Below are 15,478 nucleotides of genomic sequence, written 5' to 3'. Positions count from 1 at the left end.
GACTGCGGCAACCTGTCACGCTGGAATTACAACACGCCACGTCGCCGCATTTCGGGAACATCGTGCATCGAATGAATGCCAGCTTAAGGCCATTGAGGATGCGTGACCGTAGCACAACCAGACAAAAGACCTGTTAACTCCTCTGCGATGGCTCCCGCGGCCGCGCGATGGGTGCTCATTTGCTCCATCCTTGGCTCGGCCATGGCGTTCCTTGACAGCACCGTCGTCAACGTCGCGCTGCCCGCGTTGCAAGGGGCATTTCATGCCAGCGCCGTACAGTTGCAGTGGATTGTGGAGGCGTTTGCCCTCACGCTCGCATCGCTCATCCTGGTCGGCGGTTCCATCGGGGATCGTTACGGCCGCAAGCGCGTCTACCTGATCGGCGTCGGGTCCTTTGCCGCAGCCTCGATCGGATGCGGTGCGGCAACGACGATCCATGCCATGCTCGCCGCACGTGCTGTGCAGGGCGTCGGCGCTGCGATGGTGGTGCCCGGAAGCCTCTCCCTCATCACGGCTGCCTTTCCCGAAGACGAGCGTGGCAAGGCGATCGGCATATGGTCCGGCGTCACAGCCATTACCTCCGCTCTGGGACCCGTCATGGGCGGCTGGCTGATTCAACACGCAACGTGGCGATGGATCTTTCTCATCAACGTTCCAATCGCGGTTGCGATCATCGCGATCTCCTGGAAGGGTTATCCGGAAACAAAGCTTCACGACAACCAGGGTCTCGACTGGTTAGGGGCTCTTCTTGCGTCTGGCGGACTGGGCGCTACCACTTACTCGCTGATGCAGTTTTCAACATCGGGTGCACGCGTCCTGTGGATCGGTGCGGCGGGCCTCGTTATGCTTGCACTCTTTGGCGTAGTGGAGGCGCGCTCTCCAAAGGCGATGGCGCCTATGGATCTCTTCCGCTCGCGCAATTTTCTCGGCGCGAACCTGATGACGCTCTTCCTCTACGGCGCCTTGAGTGGCCTGATGTACTACCTGCCGCTGAACCTGATGCAGGTGCAGCACTACACGCCGACCCAGGCCGGCGCTGTGCTGCTGCCGGTGGTGCTGCTGATCTTTGCGCTATCGAAATGGTCGGGTGGTCTTGTCGCGCGCTATGGATCGGTGCTGCCGCTGGTCGTCGGGCCTGTCATCGTGGCGCTTGGCTTCGCCATGCTGGCCATTCCCGGCATCGGTGGGTCGTACTGGAAGACCTTCTTCATCCCGGGAATGGTGCTTGGCTTTGGCATGGCCGTCAGTGTGGCACCGCTGACGACGGTCGTGATGAACTCCGTCGAAGAGCCAAGGGCAGGCGCAGCCTCTGGCGTGAACAACGCTGTCTCACGCGCGGCAACACTGCTGGCACTTGCGGTCTTTGGCGTCATCCTGCATGCCAGCTTCGTCACCGCACTTACGAACGGGTCCACACGCATCCCGGAGAAGATTCGCCAGCAAGTCCTGTCGCAGCGGAACAATCAGGCGGCTATCAATACGCCGGACGCTACAGCACAGCGAGTGATTGCTGAGGCCTTCGTCTCAGGATTCCGCCGCGTGATGCTGACGGCATCCGGCCTGTGCCTCGTCGGGGCATTGTCTGCGGCCGCCTTCGTAAGAACATCCGCAGCGAAAAAGAGTTCAAGCACCATCGGCAAGCAGTCGTAAGTCTGAAGGCAAAAAACAAGGGCCGCGTCCTCATGGACGGGGCCCTTTCGAACGAGGTGCAGAACGGCTACACGATCTGCAGGGATGGTGGGATCGACTTGGCATCGGCTCCGAGTGTCATGTTGGGCTTGTCGCTCATCACGAACTTCAAGGTGCCACCGTTCGCAATATCGGCGTGATGGAACCATGCACGATCCTGCTTCTTGCCGTTCAGCCAGAACTCGCTCACGTAGGCATCGCTCGCATTCTTACGGGCCACTTCCACCTTCAGCACGCGACCCTTGCCCATGTTGAGCGTGGCTCCGTTCGTCAGCGGCGAACCGATGACGTAGATGGTGCTGACCGGATCAACCGGATAGAAGCCCAGCGCACTCAGCAGGAACCATGCGGACATCTGGCCGACGTCCTCATTACCCTGCATGCCATCCGGCTCTGCCTTATACATCGTCTCCATCAGGCTACGCACGCGCGACTGCGTGTGATGCGGCGCTCCTGCGTAGACGTACAGATAAGCGATGTGATGCGAAGGCTCATTGCCGTGCGCGTACTGACCCACCATGCCGGCGATATCCGGGGGAGCGTCATCCGGCAGCGTGCTGGGCTGGTTGAACAGGAGGTTCAGCTTGTCCAGAAACGCCTTCTGTCCGCCCAGCGTATCGATCAGGCCCGCAGGATCGCACTGCACGGCAAAGGTCGTCTGCCATGCGTTGCTCTCTGTGTAGTCGCGCCATTTCTTCGTGTGGCCCATCTCAATCGGGCTGAATGGCGAAGCCCACGTGCCATCGGCCAGCTTCGGTCGCATGAAGCCAACACTGGCATCCCAGTTGTTCTTGTAGCCCTTCGCCAGCGCCAGGTGCTGCTTGCATCCGGCGTCGTTCTTCAGCTTCGAGGCGAGGTTCGCCATTGCCCAGTCGTTATAGCAATACTCAAAGTGCTTCGAGACGGACTCCTCGACTTGATCCGCTGCGATGTAGCCCTTATCGCGATGCTGCTGCTCGCCCAGCTTGTCATCGTTGCGACCGCGCTCAAGCATGGCGTATGCCTTCGCATAGTCCACGCCTGTGACGCCCTTGTTACACGCCTCTGCAATGACGGAAGCTGAGTGAAAGCCGGTCATGCACTCTGTCTCGCGACCATGCAGCGGCCACACGGGTGCGCCCGCTGGACTCTCTTCGCCCATGCGGATCAGCGTGTTCATGAACTGTGGCACACGCTCCGGCTCCAGCAGTGTGTAAGCAGGGTGCGCCGCGCGGAAGGTGTCCCACAGAGAGAAGGTCGTGTAGTTTTCCGCTCCGGCAGGCAGCTTGTGGACTTCGTTGTCCATACCGCGGTAGCGACCGTCCGCATCGTCAAAGCGCGTCGGTCCAAGGCTCATGTGGTACAGCGCGGAGTAGAAGATCTTCTTGTGATTCACATCGGCAAAATCAGCATGGATCTTGCCTAGCTGCTGCCGCCACTTGACCTCAGCGCTACGACGGACTGCGTCGAAGTCCCATGCCGGAACCTCCGCCTTGATGTTGTTCGCGGCGCCATCAGGGCCAACGGCACTGATGCCGGTCTTCACCAGGATGGTCTCGTTCGCCTTCGTATCGAAGTAGAGGACGGCCTTCAGATTTGCTCCGGTCAACTTACCAACCGGAACCTCAGCATCATCCTTAAAGAAGACGACCTTCTTCGGCTTCTTGGAAACAGTTAGCGCGAAGAACGCGTGGCGGCCTCTGCCCCATGCGTTGGTGACGTGGCCGCCTGCGATGCTGTCAGGCGCAGTCTGCCCAAGTTCCGCAGAGACAACCAGGCTCTTGCCCTTGTTTGCCTGCGCGTGCTGCAGATCGACGATAAGGTAGGCGCTGTCACTCGCGGGGAAGGTGTAACGGTGTACACCGACGCGCTCCGTAGCCGTCAACTCTGCCTTCACCTTCGAGGTATCCAGCATGACGGAGTAATAACCGGGTGTCGCGACCTCATTCGCATGGCTGAAGCGCGAGCGATAGCCGCTCTCGGGATTCTCACGTGTGCCGGGCTGCAGTTTCGCCACGCCCACGCCCGGCATCACCAGGAAGTCCAGCAGATCGCTGGCGCCCGTGCCGCTCAGGTGTGTGTGGCTGAAACCCATGATGGAGGAATCGCTGACGTGGTAGCCGCTGCACCAGTCCCAGCCTTCGTTGAAGGTGTCAGGACTTAGCTGCATGGCGCCGAATGGCACGCTGGCGCCGGGGAAGGTGTGACCGTGGCCGCCCGTGCCGATCTTCGGATCGGCCCACTGCAGGACATCGTCCTTCGCCACGGGCGCTGCCATCGCGAGCAGTGTTTTCGCGGGTAAATTCGCAACAGCCGCAGTCGCTGCGGCACTCTCAAGAAACTTACGGCGTGTGATCATACGTATCTCTCCAACCGCACCATCCTACAACTTCGGGGCAGAGGCTGGCCGGTTTGGCACAACGCAATGGCTTTCAGCGGCTGCAGGTAATAGGACGAAAGAATTCGTCAGCACCAACAAATGTGTAACCTTTATCGCCGGAATAAGACGCTTTGCGCAGCAAAGTTTTGAGATGATTGAAGCGGCGCACGAAGAAGCGCTTGAGGCACTTCCTGAAACGCGGAGAGAGATGATGCACCTAATCAGAATGTTTGCCCTCAGTGCTGCTGTCTGTGGAATGTCCGTAGTGGCACATGGGCAACAGCAGCCGCAGGAAGAACAGAAGAGACCTCATACCCTGACGGAAGAAAAGTCGGATCAGACTGCCGAGATGACTGATCAGGCAAGAGCGCGGGAACAAAGAAAAGAACCAGAGCAGCTGCGCGTGGACCTACGCGTGCCGCAAGATCGAGAACAAGAACAGCGAGAAGAAGAACAAAAGAAGCGCCAGCGAGAGCAGGAAGAGCGAAAGATGCGCCAACGGCAGCGGGAGCAGCGTTAGTCTACAAACTGATAACTCCTTCTCGCTTGCGAGTGGAAAAATCTAAGCGGCGACTGCGCGCGGCTTCATACGTGATCGCAGCAGGTTCGCAACATCGTCCAAACCAAAGACTTTGTACGCCGCCGCGCCCAGCACCAGCATCACTGCGGCGGCCAGTCCAATGCCAGCAGGCAGTGACAACCGCTGTTCCAGAACGGCGGGATAAGCAGCCGCTGCAAACGCTACCAAGGTGAAGATCGCCAGCTTGATCAGCGGCCTTGTCTCCACGCGGTACTCTTCCGGGAACAGGCGTTCGTTGAGTCGCAGGACCAGGCCCGTCTGAATGATCTCCCATATCAGCCAAGTGACCAGGTAACCAACCAGTCCGAAGTAGTGAATCGGAGCGAGTGCTGCGAGCAGCATCACAGAATAGCCAATCACGATGATCCAGCTCAGCTTGTCGTGCTCGTTTGAGGAGCTTTGGAACTGTGTCTTGTGTTCCTTGATGCCAAGCACACCAGAGATGACTGCCATCAGAAAGCACAGCTCCGGCTGATACATGCTGCGCTTATGCAGCCACACGGTGAACAGCAGCGGCGACAGAAGCAGTGTGCCTACCGTAACAACCGGGATAAGAAACAGGACAACGCGCTCCGACAGGTCGTAGAGTCTGCGCAACTGTACCCATTCCTTGCGTCCCCACATCTCGGTGATGTCCTGGGAGATGGTGCCACTGGCGATCATCAGGATCTGCCGGGACATCTGGAAGACTGTGCGGACAAGTCCGAAGATACCCGTCACTTCTGCACCGAGCGTGCGCTGAATGAGCAGCACAGGCATCGACCACGTGAGGAAGCCACCAATGGAGATGAGGCCAAAGTGGCCGCTGGGCCGCAGGATAGCTGTCACGCCTTTCCAGTTGCCATAGCGAAGGTTCGGCATCAGTACAGGCACAACAACTCTCACATGGATCAGCACCACCAGCGAGAAGATCAGCAGTGAACCAAGCTGCACGCCTGCGAGTACCGCGAAGGACGCGTGTTGATAGATCGCAAACGCCGTGGCAAAGGTGGAAAGCAGCCGTTGCCCGCTGGCCATGTGGTTGCCCACGTGCGGCAGGCCCACCATCATGTAGCCGTTCGTCAGCAGCGAGAACAGCATATTCACCGCGATCTGCAGAATTAGCAGATACAGCGCGAGCTGTGCGCCAGCCGGCGTCACGTGATGCAGTTTCAGCCAGCTTGTGACGGGAATCAGAAAGACCAGCGCACCAACCGTTCCAAAACACGCGATGATTCCCAGCAACAGCCGCAGAGCGTTTGCCTGCACAGCCTTCGCACCGCTGGTATCTCCGGCGCTGTGCAGGATCGTCATCTCATTATTCGCGTAGGTCTGGATGCCGTAATTCAGCATCCCCAGGTAGTTCACAGAGGCGCTCAGGGCAAGCCATTCGCCATAGACGGAGACGCCGCCGTAATAGCGCAAAAAGAACGGTGGCACCAGCAACTGCGAAATTACAGTAACGCCCTGGCTGAGGAACGTGGCGAGCAGAATTTGAAAGAGTCTCTTGAGTTTCATCGGGTTGCAGAGACCATCAGAAGTTCAGAATCAATGCGGTCTAAGAGTGCAGCGCTTCGCTCCGTTGAAACCTTGCGGAGAAAAAACTTTCCGCTGGCGGCAACGGAGACGGCGGTGTTGTCAGCCGCAGCAAAGTACCGTTCGCCAGTAGTCGCCACGATGTGCAAAGGCGTCTGCAGATTGGTTGCTGCTCCCTGGTCCGGCACGGCAATGCCGTTTTCCGCAAACTTGGAGTTGCCGACAATGGTATGGAAGAAGTGTTCGTCCGGCGCGTACACGCTGGCATAGGCGCGACGGTATGCGGGGTCACTATCCGCCACGGAGAGTATGTGCTGCACGCAGGCGTCGCTCAGCCCCCAGAACTGGTTGCCGAAGTACGGTTTCGCGTTCAACTCTGAGGAGAGATTTCGGCCCGCCATCTTGCTCAACTTGTTCCATACGGCGCGAAGCTTCTTGTCCAGCGACTTGTTCGCCAGAAGCGGCGCCATGCGCCAGCGTCGGCCGATCATCGTCTGCAGATGGGAGCCAATCGCGATCGGAGTCAGTGAGATCCATTCTTTGTGGGGGTCCGTTGTGAGTGCAGCTTCCAGTCGTTCGATGGGTTGCATGGGATAGCAGGCACCCGAAAGCAGGACGTAACGATCGAAAGGACCCTGCGCACGCGCGGAATGCAGCAGCGTCAGCGTCGCTTCAACCATGGAAAAATCGCCCCAGTGCACGTTACTGCGCGGCACGATTGTTACCCTGGCACACGCCGCAATGCGTTTTAACGGAAACTGCGTTGCCCGGCCATCGACGTGGACAAAAATGCCATGACCGCCCAGCCTGCCGCACAGCCTTTCCAGGTGCTCCGGATCCTGATGCGCAAGGATAAGGAAGGCTATGCGTGGTGTGGACATGCGGAAACTATAACAGTCGGCCTTTTTGCGCCGGATACAAAGCGAAGCTCCAGATTCGGCGGAAAACTTCGAGTGGGCCGTCAACTGCATTCGCAATTGATTACAGTCTAAGTTTCAGGAGTCTTCGCCACATGTTGCGTTCGCTTGCCTCTGCTGCCGTTGTCGCCAGTCTTGTGTTCACCGCCCCATACGCCGTCGCGCAGAAGCCCTCGCCTGTGCGCGGATCTGCTGCTGCCGATGCCAACGTCACGCGTGAGACACTGCCCAACGGCCTGAAGGTCGTGGTCGTCCGCAACACGCTGGCTCCTGTCGCTACAGTCGAGCTCAACATCCTGGCAGGTGGCAACGAGACACCTGTGGGCTTCCCCGGCACAGCGCACGCGCTGGAACACATGGCCTTCCGCGGCTGCACCGGCATGACCGCTGATCAGACCGCGGCCATCTATGCACGGTTGGGCGGCGACAACAATGCCGATACACAGGGCAATGTGACGCAGTTCTATGCAACGGTGCCGTCGACCGATGTTGAAGTAGCGTTGCGCGCCGAGGCTGCGTGCATGCAGGGCATCGACAACTCCGATGCGGAGTGGAACCAGGAACGCGGCGCCATCGAGCAGGAGGTGCAGCGCGATCTCTCCTCGCCAACTTACAAGCTCATCACGCGCCTTAACGAGGGCATGTTTGCCGGTACGCCCTACGCGCACGATGCGCTTGGATCCAAGCCCAGCTTTGATAAAACCACCGGCGCCGATCTCCGCAAGTTTTACGACCAGTGGTACTCGCCTGCGAATAGCATCCTTGTCATTGTTGGAGACGTGGACCCTGCCGCCACACTGGCCCAGGTACGCCAACACTTCGGCAGCATTGCAAAGCGGCCCGTGCCTGCTCGTCCGGCAATCAAACTAGGGCCGGTAAAGAACGATACCTTCACACTTGACAGCAATCTCCCTTACACGCTGGCGGTCATTGGCTATCGCCTTCCGGGGACTGAATCGAAGGACTACGCGGCATCGCAGGTGCTTGCGGATGTGCTCAGCAGCCAGCGCGGCGACATCTACGCGATGGTGCCTGCAGGCAAGGCGCTGGGAGCACAATTCGGCATGGCCGGCAGTTACGCAAAAGCCAGCCTCGGCTTCGGTCTCGTTGCGGTGCCAAGCGAAGGAGACGCCGCTCCGGCCTTGAACGAACTGCGTGGCATCATCGAAAACTACGCGCACAAGGGCATTCCTGCCGACCTGGTCGAGGCTTCCAAACGCAGCGAACTAACCGACGCCGCCTTCCGTCGTAACTCAATTCCAGGGCTTGCAACGGCATGGTCGCAGTCGCTCGCGGCGGAGGGACGCACGTCGCCCGACGAGGATTCCGAGGCGATCAAGAAGGTCACCGTTGCGGACGTGAATCGCGTTGCAAAACAGTATCTGCTCGGCGTGAACACGATCACGGCAACGCTGAAGCCCGTACCCAGCGGCGCTGCGGTAGCCGCAGAAGGCTTCGGTGGCGGTGAGAAGCTGACCGCATCGCCCACCAAGGCAGTCGAGCTGCCCGAGTGGGCCGCGAAGCCGCTGGAAGCGCTTCGCCTGCCCCGCCCCGCAACGTTGCCAAGCGATGAGACGCTCCCCAACGGCCTGCGACTGATTGTCAGAACCGACCGAACCAGCCCCACCGTCACGCTCACCGGCTCCGTTCAGCACAACGAGGACCTCGATACGCCGAAGGGGAAGGAAGGTGTGGCGGATGTGCTTGAAGAGCTCTACGGCTACGGTTCCACCACGCTGGATCGCGTCGCCTTCCAGAAGGCGCTCGATGACATCGGCGCCACCGAAGGTTCGGGACTGACCTTCAGCCTCAAAGTACTGAAAGACCACTTTGCACGTGGCATTGAGTTGCTTGCGGACAACCAGCTTCACCCCGGCCTGCCGGCAGATGCCTTCCCGGTTGTTCAGAAGCAGACCGCCGACCTGACCGCGGGGCAGCTCAAGTCGCCCGCCTATCGCACACATCGCGCTCTCAGCGAGGCTTTGCTGCCAAAGGACGATCCATCGCTGCGCGACCAGACCCCCGCCACCATCATGGGGCTAACGCTGGACGATGTGAAGGCCTATCGCGCCGCAGCCTTCCGGCCTGACCTGACAACCATCGTCATCGTGGGCGACATCACGCCTGCCGAAGCACGTGCCCAGATCGAAAAGGCTTTTGCCGGATGGACTTCTTCTGGACCGAAGCCGGCGGTCGACCTGCCGCCCGTACCGCCGAATAAGGCAACCGCCGCCAACGTCGGCGACCCGCAGGCCGTGCAGGACTCTGTCACGCTCTCGGAGGAGTTGCAGATCAACCGGTTCAGCCCGGACTACTACCCAATGCAGCTTGGTACCTACGTGCTGGGTGGTGGCTTCTACGCGAGCCGGCTCTACCACGACCTGCGCCAGGTCGCGGGCTATGTCTACACGGTGGATGTGAACCTTCGCGCGACCAAGACGCGGTCTACCTACACCGTGGACTATGGCTCCGAGCCGGCTAACGTCTCCAAGGCGCGCCAGCTTGTGGAACGGGACCTGAACAGCATGCGCACTGACAACGTCACACCCGCTGAACTGGCGCTGGCCAAGTCGCTACTCCTGCGCGGCCTGCAACTGCAGGAGTCCAGTGAAGAGGCGGTTGCTGGAGCGCTGCTCGCGCGGGCCCAGCTCGGTCTGCCCCTGAATGAACAGGACAACGCCGCCAAGACCTATCTGCGGTTGACCGCCGACGACGTGAAGGCGGCCTTCAATCGCCAGCTACGCGTTGACGACCTGGTGCAGGTCGTACGTGGCCCCGCGCCACAGTAGTCCTCTCTATCGAATGACGGGTACCCCATTCATGCGCGTCCTTGCGCATGAATGGGGCGTGCCCGGCGCTGCTATTTTCCGCGCACGCGGAGCGCATTGAGCAACGGCGTCGTCATCGCCGTCGTCGCCAGCGCCATTACAACAAGCATCGTGAACAGCGTAGGCGAGAAGACACCGGCGTTCCGCGCGATATTCAGCACAATCAGCTCCACCAGCCCACGCGTGTTCAGCAGCGCGCCCAGCGCCAGCGATGCGCGCCACGGCCCGCCGCCGATGCGAGCACCCAGCACCGCGCCACCCACTTTTCCTGCAACGGCAATGCCAAGAATCACCGCAGTCCAAAGCCAGACACGCGGAGAGTTCAACAGATCAAGCCGTGTCCGCATGCCAGTCAGCGCGAAGAAGAACGGCAGCAGAACGGTGGAGACCGTCATGTCCAGCCGTTCACGCAGATCCTGCTGCCACTGTGCCACTCTCGGGAAACAGACACCCGCCAGGAACGCTCCAAAGAGTGGATGAACGCCGATTGCGTCCGTGACATACGCGGACAGCAGTGCGACTGCGACGGCCATGCCCAGTCCCGTGACGGAGAGTGAGAGGGCGGCGCGCCCACCTGTCAGACGACGGGTCAGCGTGGCACCGCAGGCCATCACGAGCAAGTAAGCGCCAAGCCACAGCAGCCGGGTGCCCACGCCCAGCCCTGCGGACGCATGGGGCAAAAGTGCAAGCGCAACGGCCAGCAGCGTCCATGCGGCGACATCGTCCACTGCGGCTGAGAGCAACGCTGTCGCACCCAGCGGCGTTCGGGTCAGACGCCTTTCTTCCAGTATCCGCGCAAGCACCGGGAACGCCGTGATGCTCATTGCGACCCCAAGAAACAGTGCAAACGCCAGTCCGCTGACATCGGCCGCAGGGAAACGCACGCGCAGCGGAGCGGCCAGCAGCAACGCCAGCGCGAACGGCAGCGCAATGCTGCACAGGCTGGTCATGCTCGCGGTCGCGCGCTGCTTTCTCAGGTGGCCCAGATCCATCTCCGTGCCGATAAGGAAGAGGTACAGCACCAGTCCAACGCTGCTCAGCACTTCGAAGGAAGACAGCACTGACGGTGTGAAGATGCACGCCGCAACCGCTGGTGCAAGACGTCCCAGCAGCGAGGGGCCCAGCAGGATGCCACCGGCCATCTCGCCAATGACGCGTGCTTGTCCAAGCCGCTGCGCGACGCGACCGCACAGCAGCGTGACAACTAAAACGATGGCCATTGCGAGCAGCATTTAGCGCTTCGCCGCCGCAGTACTGCCGTACTGCAGACCGGCGAGCTTGCGCCGGTTGTGCAGCATCACCAGCGCCTCGGTCACCAGAAGAATCAGGCCCGGAATCATCAGACGGCTGCCCAGCACGGACGGCCAGTCAAAGCGGAAGTTCGCGACCCAGTCCGTCACGAAGAGGATCGATCCGCCAAAGAAGAGCAGTGATCCGACCCATCGGCGGAAGCGCGGCGTGATGTCGTTGTGTCCCCTGTATCCTTTGCCGGCAAACTCCGCTGCCGGAGCGCCGATGAACCCCTGATGATCAAAGACCCGGGACAACAATGTGGGATGAGACGCCACCTGCTTTCGCGCGAAGCTCTCTGCCTCTGTCAGCGACGGTAGGACGGCACAGCTTCGAGCGTCGACGTCACCAAAAGACTGCGAAAAGTGAACGGCATACTCGCCCTCAGACATGCGCTCGTTCCACGATGAAGGTCGCGCGGCAGCATCGTAGATCGGCACCCATCTTGGCTCCGGCGTCATGCCTTCAGTCTAGTGCGGTCACTCGGGCAGGGCGAAGACATACAGCGTATCCGCAGCGCTCATCGCAACATACTGCTTGCCATCCACCGAGTAGGTGATGGGCCCATTGCCCAGGTTTGCTCCGGGCCGCGTGTGCCAAAGTGTCTTGCCTGTCGCGGGATCCAGCGCGAAGAGATTCCCCAGTGCGTCACCGCTGAACAGCAAGTGCCCGGCCGTGGTCAGGATGCCGGCCAGCACTCGCGAATCGCCCGCGGGCCTGCGCCAGACTTCCTTGCCCGTCTTGTAATCCATCGCCAGCAGAACGGTGTTTTCCAGCAGAGACGTCGCACCGCCACCCTGGTGATCCTCCGGCTTGCCCTGCGCGTCCAGGTCGGAGTACCAGAAGCTCCAACCCTCTTCGCCGTTCACGTAGAACAGGCTTGTCTGGGGATCGAAGCTTGGCGGCATCCAGTTGGTGCTGCCGTTACCCACGCTGTGCACCAGTGATCCGGATGGTCGCGACTCCTTCGCTGGATCGCTGATCGGCTGACCCTTTGCATCCAGGCCCTTCGCCCAATCGGTGGCAACAAACTGCGAGGTGAGCAGATGCTCCCCCGTCTCCCGGTCCAGCACGAAGAAATAGCCGTTGCGGCTGGCGTGCGCAAGCATCTTGCGCGGTTTGCCGTTGAAGACTCCGTCAAAGAGCACCGGAGTCTCCACCGCATCCCAGTCGTGCGTGTCATGCGGACTCGGCTGATAGAACCACTTGATCTTGCCGGTGTCCGGATCGATCGCAAGGATCGAGCAGGTGTAAAGGTTAGCGCCTTTGCGCACATCGCCCGCAAGCACGGGGTGCGGATTGCCCGTGCCCCAGTACATCAGGTTCAACGCCGGATCGTATGTGCCCGTCACCCACAGAGGACCGCCGCCCTGCTTGCGCGAAGCCTCATCCGGCCACGTTTCTGCGCCGGGTTCGCCTGCCTTGGGGATCGTGTCCAGCCGCCACACAACTTTGCCGTTGTCCGGATCAAATGCCTCAAGGAAATGGGGAATATCGGCCTGGTCGCCGCTGGTGCCAACGATGATCTTGCCGTTCACGGCAAGCGGCGCTACGGCAGTGTAGTAACTGAATTTCGAATCGGCGACGACCACATCCCACAACTGTTTGCCCGTCTTCGCATCCAGGCAGATCAGGTGCGCGTCCGGTGTGCCCAGGTACACCTTGCCGTTTAGATATGCCACACCGCGGTTTGCAATGTGATTTCCCTCGCTGGGCCGGTTCCATGCCCAAAGCTGCACACCGGTAGCCGCGTCAATCGCCCACGCCTTATCCGGTGAGGTCAGGTACATCACCCCGTCGATGACCAGTGGCGTGCCCTTGATGACAAGTCCGCGCGTAGGAAAGGCCCAAGCCAGCGCCAGATTCTTCACGTTCGTGCTGTTGATCTGCGACAACGTACTGAAGCGCCGGCCACTCGCGTCACCGTTGTAGGTCGTCCACTGATCGCCAACGCTGGGAATGCTCTGCGGCGTAGCGGCCTTTGTCTGTGCGGAGAGGGCAACCGACGTCCCGACAACGATAAGGCCGCAAACCCACCTTAGCTTCGAGAAGGCGGGGAACCCGGCTTCGTGCCTTCTTCCAGCCAAGGTGGAGACTCCAGCCGCCACGCTAGCGCAGCGTTTCCAGGTACGCGAAGACGTCATGCATGTCCTTGTCGGTGTAAGTCGGCAGCAGGTCACGGTGGCCCTTGAGCGGATCGTCTGCCTTGATGGTGACGCGGTGCGTCATCCAGGTGTGGGGTGTGCCGTCGGCAGTACGCAGGGTCACGGTGAACTCGTCCCGATGAACAAAGGTGCCGTTGAAGGTCTTGCCCTCTGCCGTCACAGATCCGGTCAACGGACCGGCCTTCGGCATCAGCATTGCGGTCTGCAGCTCGGCCGGATCGTGCTTCTTCGCTACTCCGGAAAGATCGCCCGTTGCGCTATGGCATGCAGCGCATTTCGCCCCAAAAAATTGTTTGCCCGCCGCAGCGTTGCCGCCCATCAGGCCGCTGGCATTCATGGTGGCCCCGCTCAGCGCAGAGCCGCGCGACGCAAGCAGTATCTTCGCGTGCAGGAATGCAGCAATGTCGCTCACCTGGGCGTCGGTGATCTTCGGGAAGGCGGGCATGCCCTTATCCATACGGCCCTCGTGAACCACTTTGCCGATCTCTTCGCCGGCGGTGTCATGCCGCACCACGACCGATGTCAGCAGGTTCGGGCCCACGCCGCCATTGGCGCCGGTACCGTGACAGGCCGCGCAGTTCTGCACAAATACCGCCTGCCCACGCACCACGTTCTCTTTTTGCAGAGCAGCAGGCGTCGCTCGCGCACTCTCCTGAGCCAGCATGGCAACAGGCAGGCATGTCGCGACCAACCCCACCCACAACAATTTGGGAGCCAAAAGAATCACGGCAACCTTTGTACCAGAGGTCGGACCACGCTTGCCTTGTTTGGTGCAGCTTTGTCGCAGCAAGAGGGAAACCGAGGTTCTCTCAATCGCTGCGACCTGCTGGTGACGCGGCAGCTAGCGCGAGGATTTCTTGCTGGCCAGCGGTGCCGGATAGGGACTCTTGTGCTTCTTGGCGGGTGGCGGCGGTGGCGGTGCGACCGGGATGCCGCTGCGATAATCCTGCACGGCCTTTCCCAGCGCAAACTTCAGCGCTTCAATGCCTTCGCCGGTTACGGAGGAAAGCGCGAAGAAGGGTAGCTTGCGACGCTTTGCGAATGCCTGCAGCTTCTTCAGCTTGTCCGGATTCACCGCGTCCATCTTTGCCGCGACGACCAGCACAGGCTTCTTGTCCAGCCCGTGGCCAAATTCCTTCAGTTCACCCGCGATGATTTTGAAATCTTCCACCGGATCTTCGCGACCGCTGCCGTCGGAGACGTCCACAAGGTGCGCGAGGACTGACGTGCGTTCAATGTGCCGCAGAAACTGGATACCGAGGCCAGCGCCCTGGCTTGCGCCTTCGATGAGTCCCGGCATGTCCGCGATCACGAAAGACTGCTCGTGCGGGAAGTCGCCAACTTTCACAACGCCAAGATTCGGTTCCAGCGTGGTGAACGCGTAGTTCGCAATCTTTGGCTTGGCCGCACTCAGGCGAGAGATCAGCGTGGATTTGCCCACATTCGGGTAGCCAAGCAGACCCACGTCGGCGAGCAGCTTCAGCTCCAGGCGCAGGTTGCGTGCCTCGCCGGGCCGGCCCAGCTCATGCTCACGCGGAGCCTGATGGGTTGGTGTGGCAAAGTGCTGGTTGCCGCGTCCGCCACGGCCGCCGCGTGCCACCACGATCTGCTCATCGGGGTACTGAAAGTCATGGACGATGTCGCCGGTGTCTTCGTCGTAGACGACGGTACCCAGCGGCACACTCAGAATAGTGTGCTCGCCACTGGCGCCGCTCATGTTGCTGCCTTCGCCGTGAATGCCGCGCTGCGCCTTATGCTCCGGGTTAAAGCGGAAGTGCACCAGCGTGTTGTGCTTTTCGGACGAACGCATCAGGATGTCGCCGCCGTGGCCGCCGTCACCGCCTGACGGTCCGCCCCTTGGGACAAACTTTTCGCGGCGGAACGCCATGCAGCCGTTGCCGCCGTCGCCTGCCTTGATCCGGATTCGTGCTTCGTCGATGAACATTTTGGCCCTTTCTCTAGTTTAGCGCCGCAAGGGGTGTCGCAGGGTCAAATTGAGGTTTTCAACTGCTTCATGGCTCGCAAAACTGCAACTTTCCTGCAAAGGGTGGTCGAGCCCTGAGATAATCCGGCCAATACCTACAAAAGGCTGGTAAGCCGTTCCGATTCCGTTCACGCGACGTTGACGGAAGGAT

Annotated in this window: 11 protein-coding genes; 3 read left to right on the top strand and 8 right to left on the bottom strand. The window is 60.5% G+C overall.

The window, feature by feature from the left end; genetic code table 11:
• Positions 1 to 147: 147 nt before the first annotated feature.
• A complete protein-coding gene (locus BLW03_RS10550; protein ID WP_074653904.1) occupies positions 148 to 1,650 on the top strand; it encodes an MFS transporter in 1,503 nt (500 codons plus the stop codon).
• 67 nt (positions 1,651 to 1,717) lie between these two features.
• Here the strand turns inward: BLW03_RS10550 and BLW03_RS10545 are convergent, their stop codons facing one another.
• On the bottom strand, positions 1,718 to 4,027 hold the full coding sequence (locus BLW03_RS10545; RefSeq protein ID WP_074653902.1) for a GH92 family glycosyl hydrolase: 2,310 nt from the start codon (positions 4,025 to 4,027) through the stop codon (positions 1,718 to 1,720).
• On the opposite strand from BLW03_RS10545, the gene BLW03_RS10540 reads away from it, so the two are divergent.
• Positions 4,020 to 4,568: a hypothetical protein gene (locus BLW03_RS10540; RefSeq protein WP_139285172.1), complete on the top strand. Its 549-nt coding sequence runs from the start codon at positions 4,020 to 4,022 to the stop codon at positions 4,566 to 4,568. The genes BLW03_RS10545 and BLW03_RS10540 overlap by 8 nt on opposite strands.
• 42 nt (positions 4,569 to 4,610) lie before the next feature.
• On the opposite strand, the gene BLW03_RS10535 is transcribed toward BLW03_RS10540, so the two are convergent.
• Complete coding sequence (locus tag BLW03_RS10535; RefSeq protein WP_074653899.1) at positions 4,611 to 6,125, bottom strand: lipopolysaccharide biosynthesis protein; 1,515 nt, start codon at positions 6,123 to 6,125, stop codon at positions 4,611 to 4,613.
• The gene (locus tag BLW03_RS10530; RefSeq protein WP_074653897.1) at positions 6,122 to 7,024 is read right to left on the bottom strand and encodes a beta-1,6-N-acetylglucosaminyltransferase; all 903 of its coding nucleotides are present in this window, start codon (positions 7,022 to 7,024) and stop codon (positions 6,122 to 6,124) included. The genes BLW03_RS10535 and BLW03_RS10530 overlap by 4 nt, the downstream gene beginning before the upstream one ends.
• A gap of 131 nt (positions 7,025 to 7,155) precedes the next feature.
• Here BLW03_RS10530 and BLW03_RS10525 point away from each other — a divergent pair, with 131 nt between their 5' ends.
• The gene (locus BLW03_RS10525) at positions 7,156 to 9,849 is read left to right on the top strand and encodes a M16 family metallopeptidase (RefSeq protein WP_083350464.1); all 2,694 of its coding nucleotides are present in this window, start codon (positions 7,156 to 7,158) and stop codon (positions 9,847 to 9,849) included.
• A gap of 71 nt (positions 9,850 to 9,920) precedes the next feature.
• Here the strand turns inward: BLW03_RS10525 and BLW03_RS10520 are convergent, their stop codons facing one another.
• The 5 genes from BLW03_RS10520 to obgE form a co-directional block, all read right to left on the bottom strand.
• Positions 9,921 to 11,108, bottom strand: coding sequence for a cation:proton antiporter (locus tag BLW03_RS10520; RefSeq protein WP_244502041.1), 1,188 nt, complete (start codon positions 11,106 to 11,108; stop codon positions 9,921 to 9,923).
• 12 nt (positions 11,109 to 11,120) lie between these two features.
• On the bottom strand, positions 11,121 to 11,639 hold the full coding sequence (locus BLW03_RS10515; RefSeq protein ID WP_074653894.1) for a hypothetical protein: 519 nt from the start codon (positions 11,637 to 11,639) through the stop codon (positions 11,121 to 11,123).
• A gap of 18 nt (positions 11,640 to 11,657) precedes the next feature.
• The gene (locus BLW03_RS10510) at positions 11,658 to 13,265 is read right to left on the bottom strand and encodes an acido-empty-quinoprotein group A (RefSeq protein WP_244502040.1); all 1,608 of its coding nucleotides are present in this window, start codon (positions 13,263 to 13,265) and stop codon (positions 11,658 to 11,660) included.
• A gap of 22 nt (positions 13,266 to 13,287) precedes the next feature.
• The gene (locus BLW03_RS10505; protein ID WP_212733177.1) at positions 13,288 to 14,070 is read right to left on the bottom strand and encodes a c-type cytochrome; all 783 of its coding nucleotides are present in this window, start codon (positions 14,068 to 14,070) and stop codon (positions 13,288 to 13,290) included.
• 114 nt (positions 14,071 to 14,184) lie between these two features.
• On the bottom strand, positions 14,185 to 15,288 hold the full coding sequence (gene obgE / locus BLW03_RS10500) for a GTPase ObgE (protein ID WP_074653890.1): 1,104 nt from the start codon (positions 15,286 to 15,288) through the stop codon (positions 14,185 to 14,187).
• Positions 15,289 to 15,478 lie beyond the last annotated feature (190 nt).

Origin of the sequence: Terriglobus roseus (assembly GCF_900105625.1) — a bacterium.
Taxonomy (GTDB): domain Bacteria; phylum Acidobacteriota; class Terriglobia; order Terriglobales; family Acidobacteriaceae; genus Terriglobus; species Terriglobus roseus_B.
This window is presented reverse-complemented; position numbering and strand designations above follow the sequence as displayed.

What these genes read in the sequence shown, in the direction of transcription:
- BLW03_RS10550 (WP_074653904.1), top strand. Translation starts at nt 148, where the DNA reads ATGGCTCCCGCGGCCGCGCGATGGGTGCTCATTTGCTCCATCCTTGGC.
- BLW03_RS10515 (WP_074653894.1), bottom strand. Translation starts at nt 11,639, where the DNA reads ATGACGCCGGAGCCAAGATGGGTGCCGATCTACGATGCTGCCGCGCGA.
- BLW03_RS10535 (WP_074653899.1), bottom strand. Translation starts at nt 6,125, where the DNA reads ATGAAACTCAAGAGACTCTTTCAAATTCTGCTCGCCACGTTCCTCAGC.
- BLW03_RS10530 (WP_074653897.1), bottom strand. Translation starts at nt 7,024, where the DNA reads ATGTCCACACCACGCATAGCCTTCCTTATCCTTGCGCATCAGGATCCG.
- BLW03_RS10520 (WP_244502041.1), bottom strand. Translation starts at nt 11,108, where the DNA reads ATGGCCATCGTTTTAGTTGTCACGCTGCTGTGCGGTCGCGTCGCGCAG.
- obgE (WP_074653890.1), bottom strand. Translation starts at nt 15,288, where the DNA reads ATGTTCATCGACGAAGCACGAATCCGGATCAAGGCAGGCGACGGCGGC.
- BLW03_RS10525 (WP_083350464.1), top strand. Translation starts at nt 7,156, where the DNA reads ATGTTGCGTTCGCTTGCCTCTGCTGCCGTTGTCGCCAGTCTTGTGTTC.
- BLW03_RS10545 (WP_074653902.1), bottom strand. Translation starts at nt 4,027, where the DNA reads ATGATCACACGCCGTAAGTTTCTTGAGAGTGCCGCAGCGACTGCGGCT.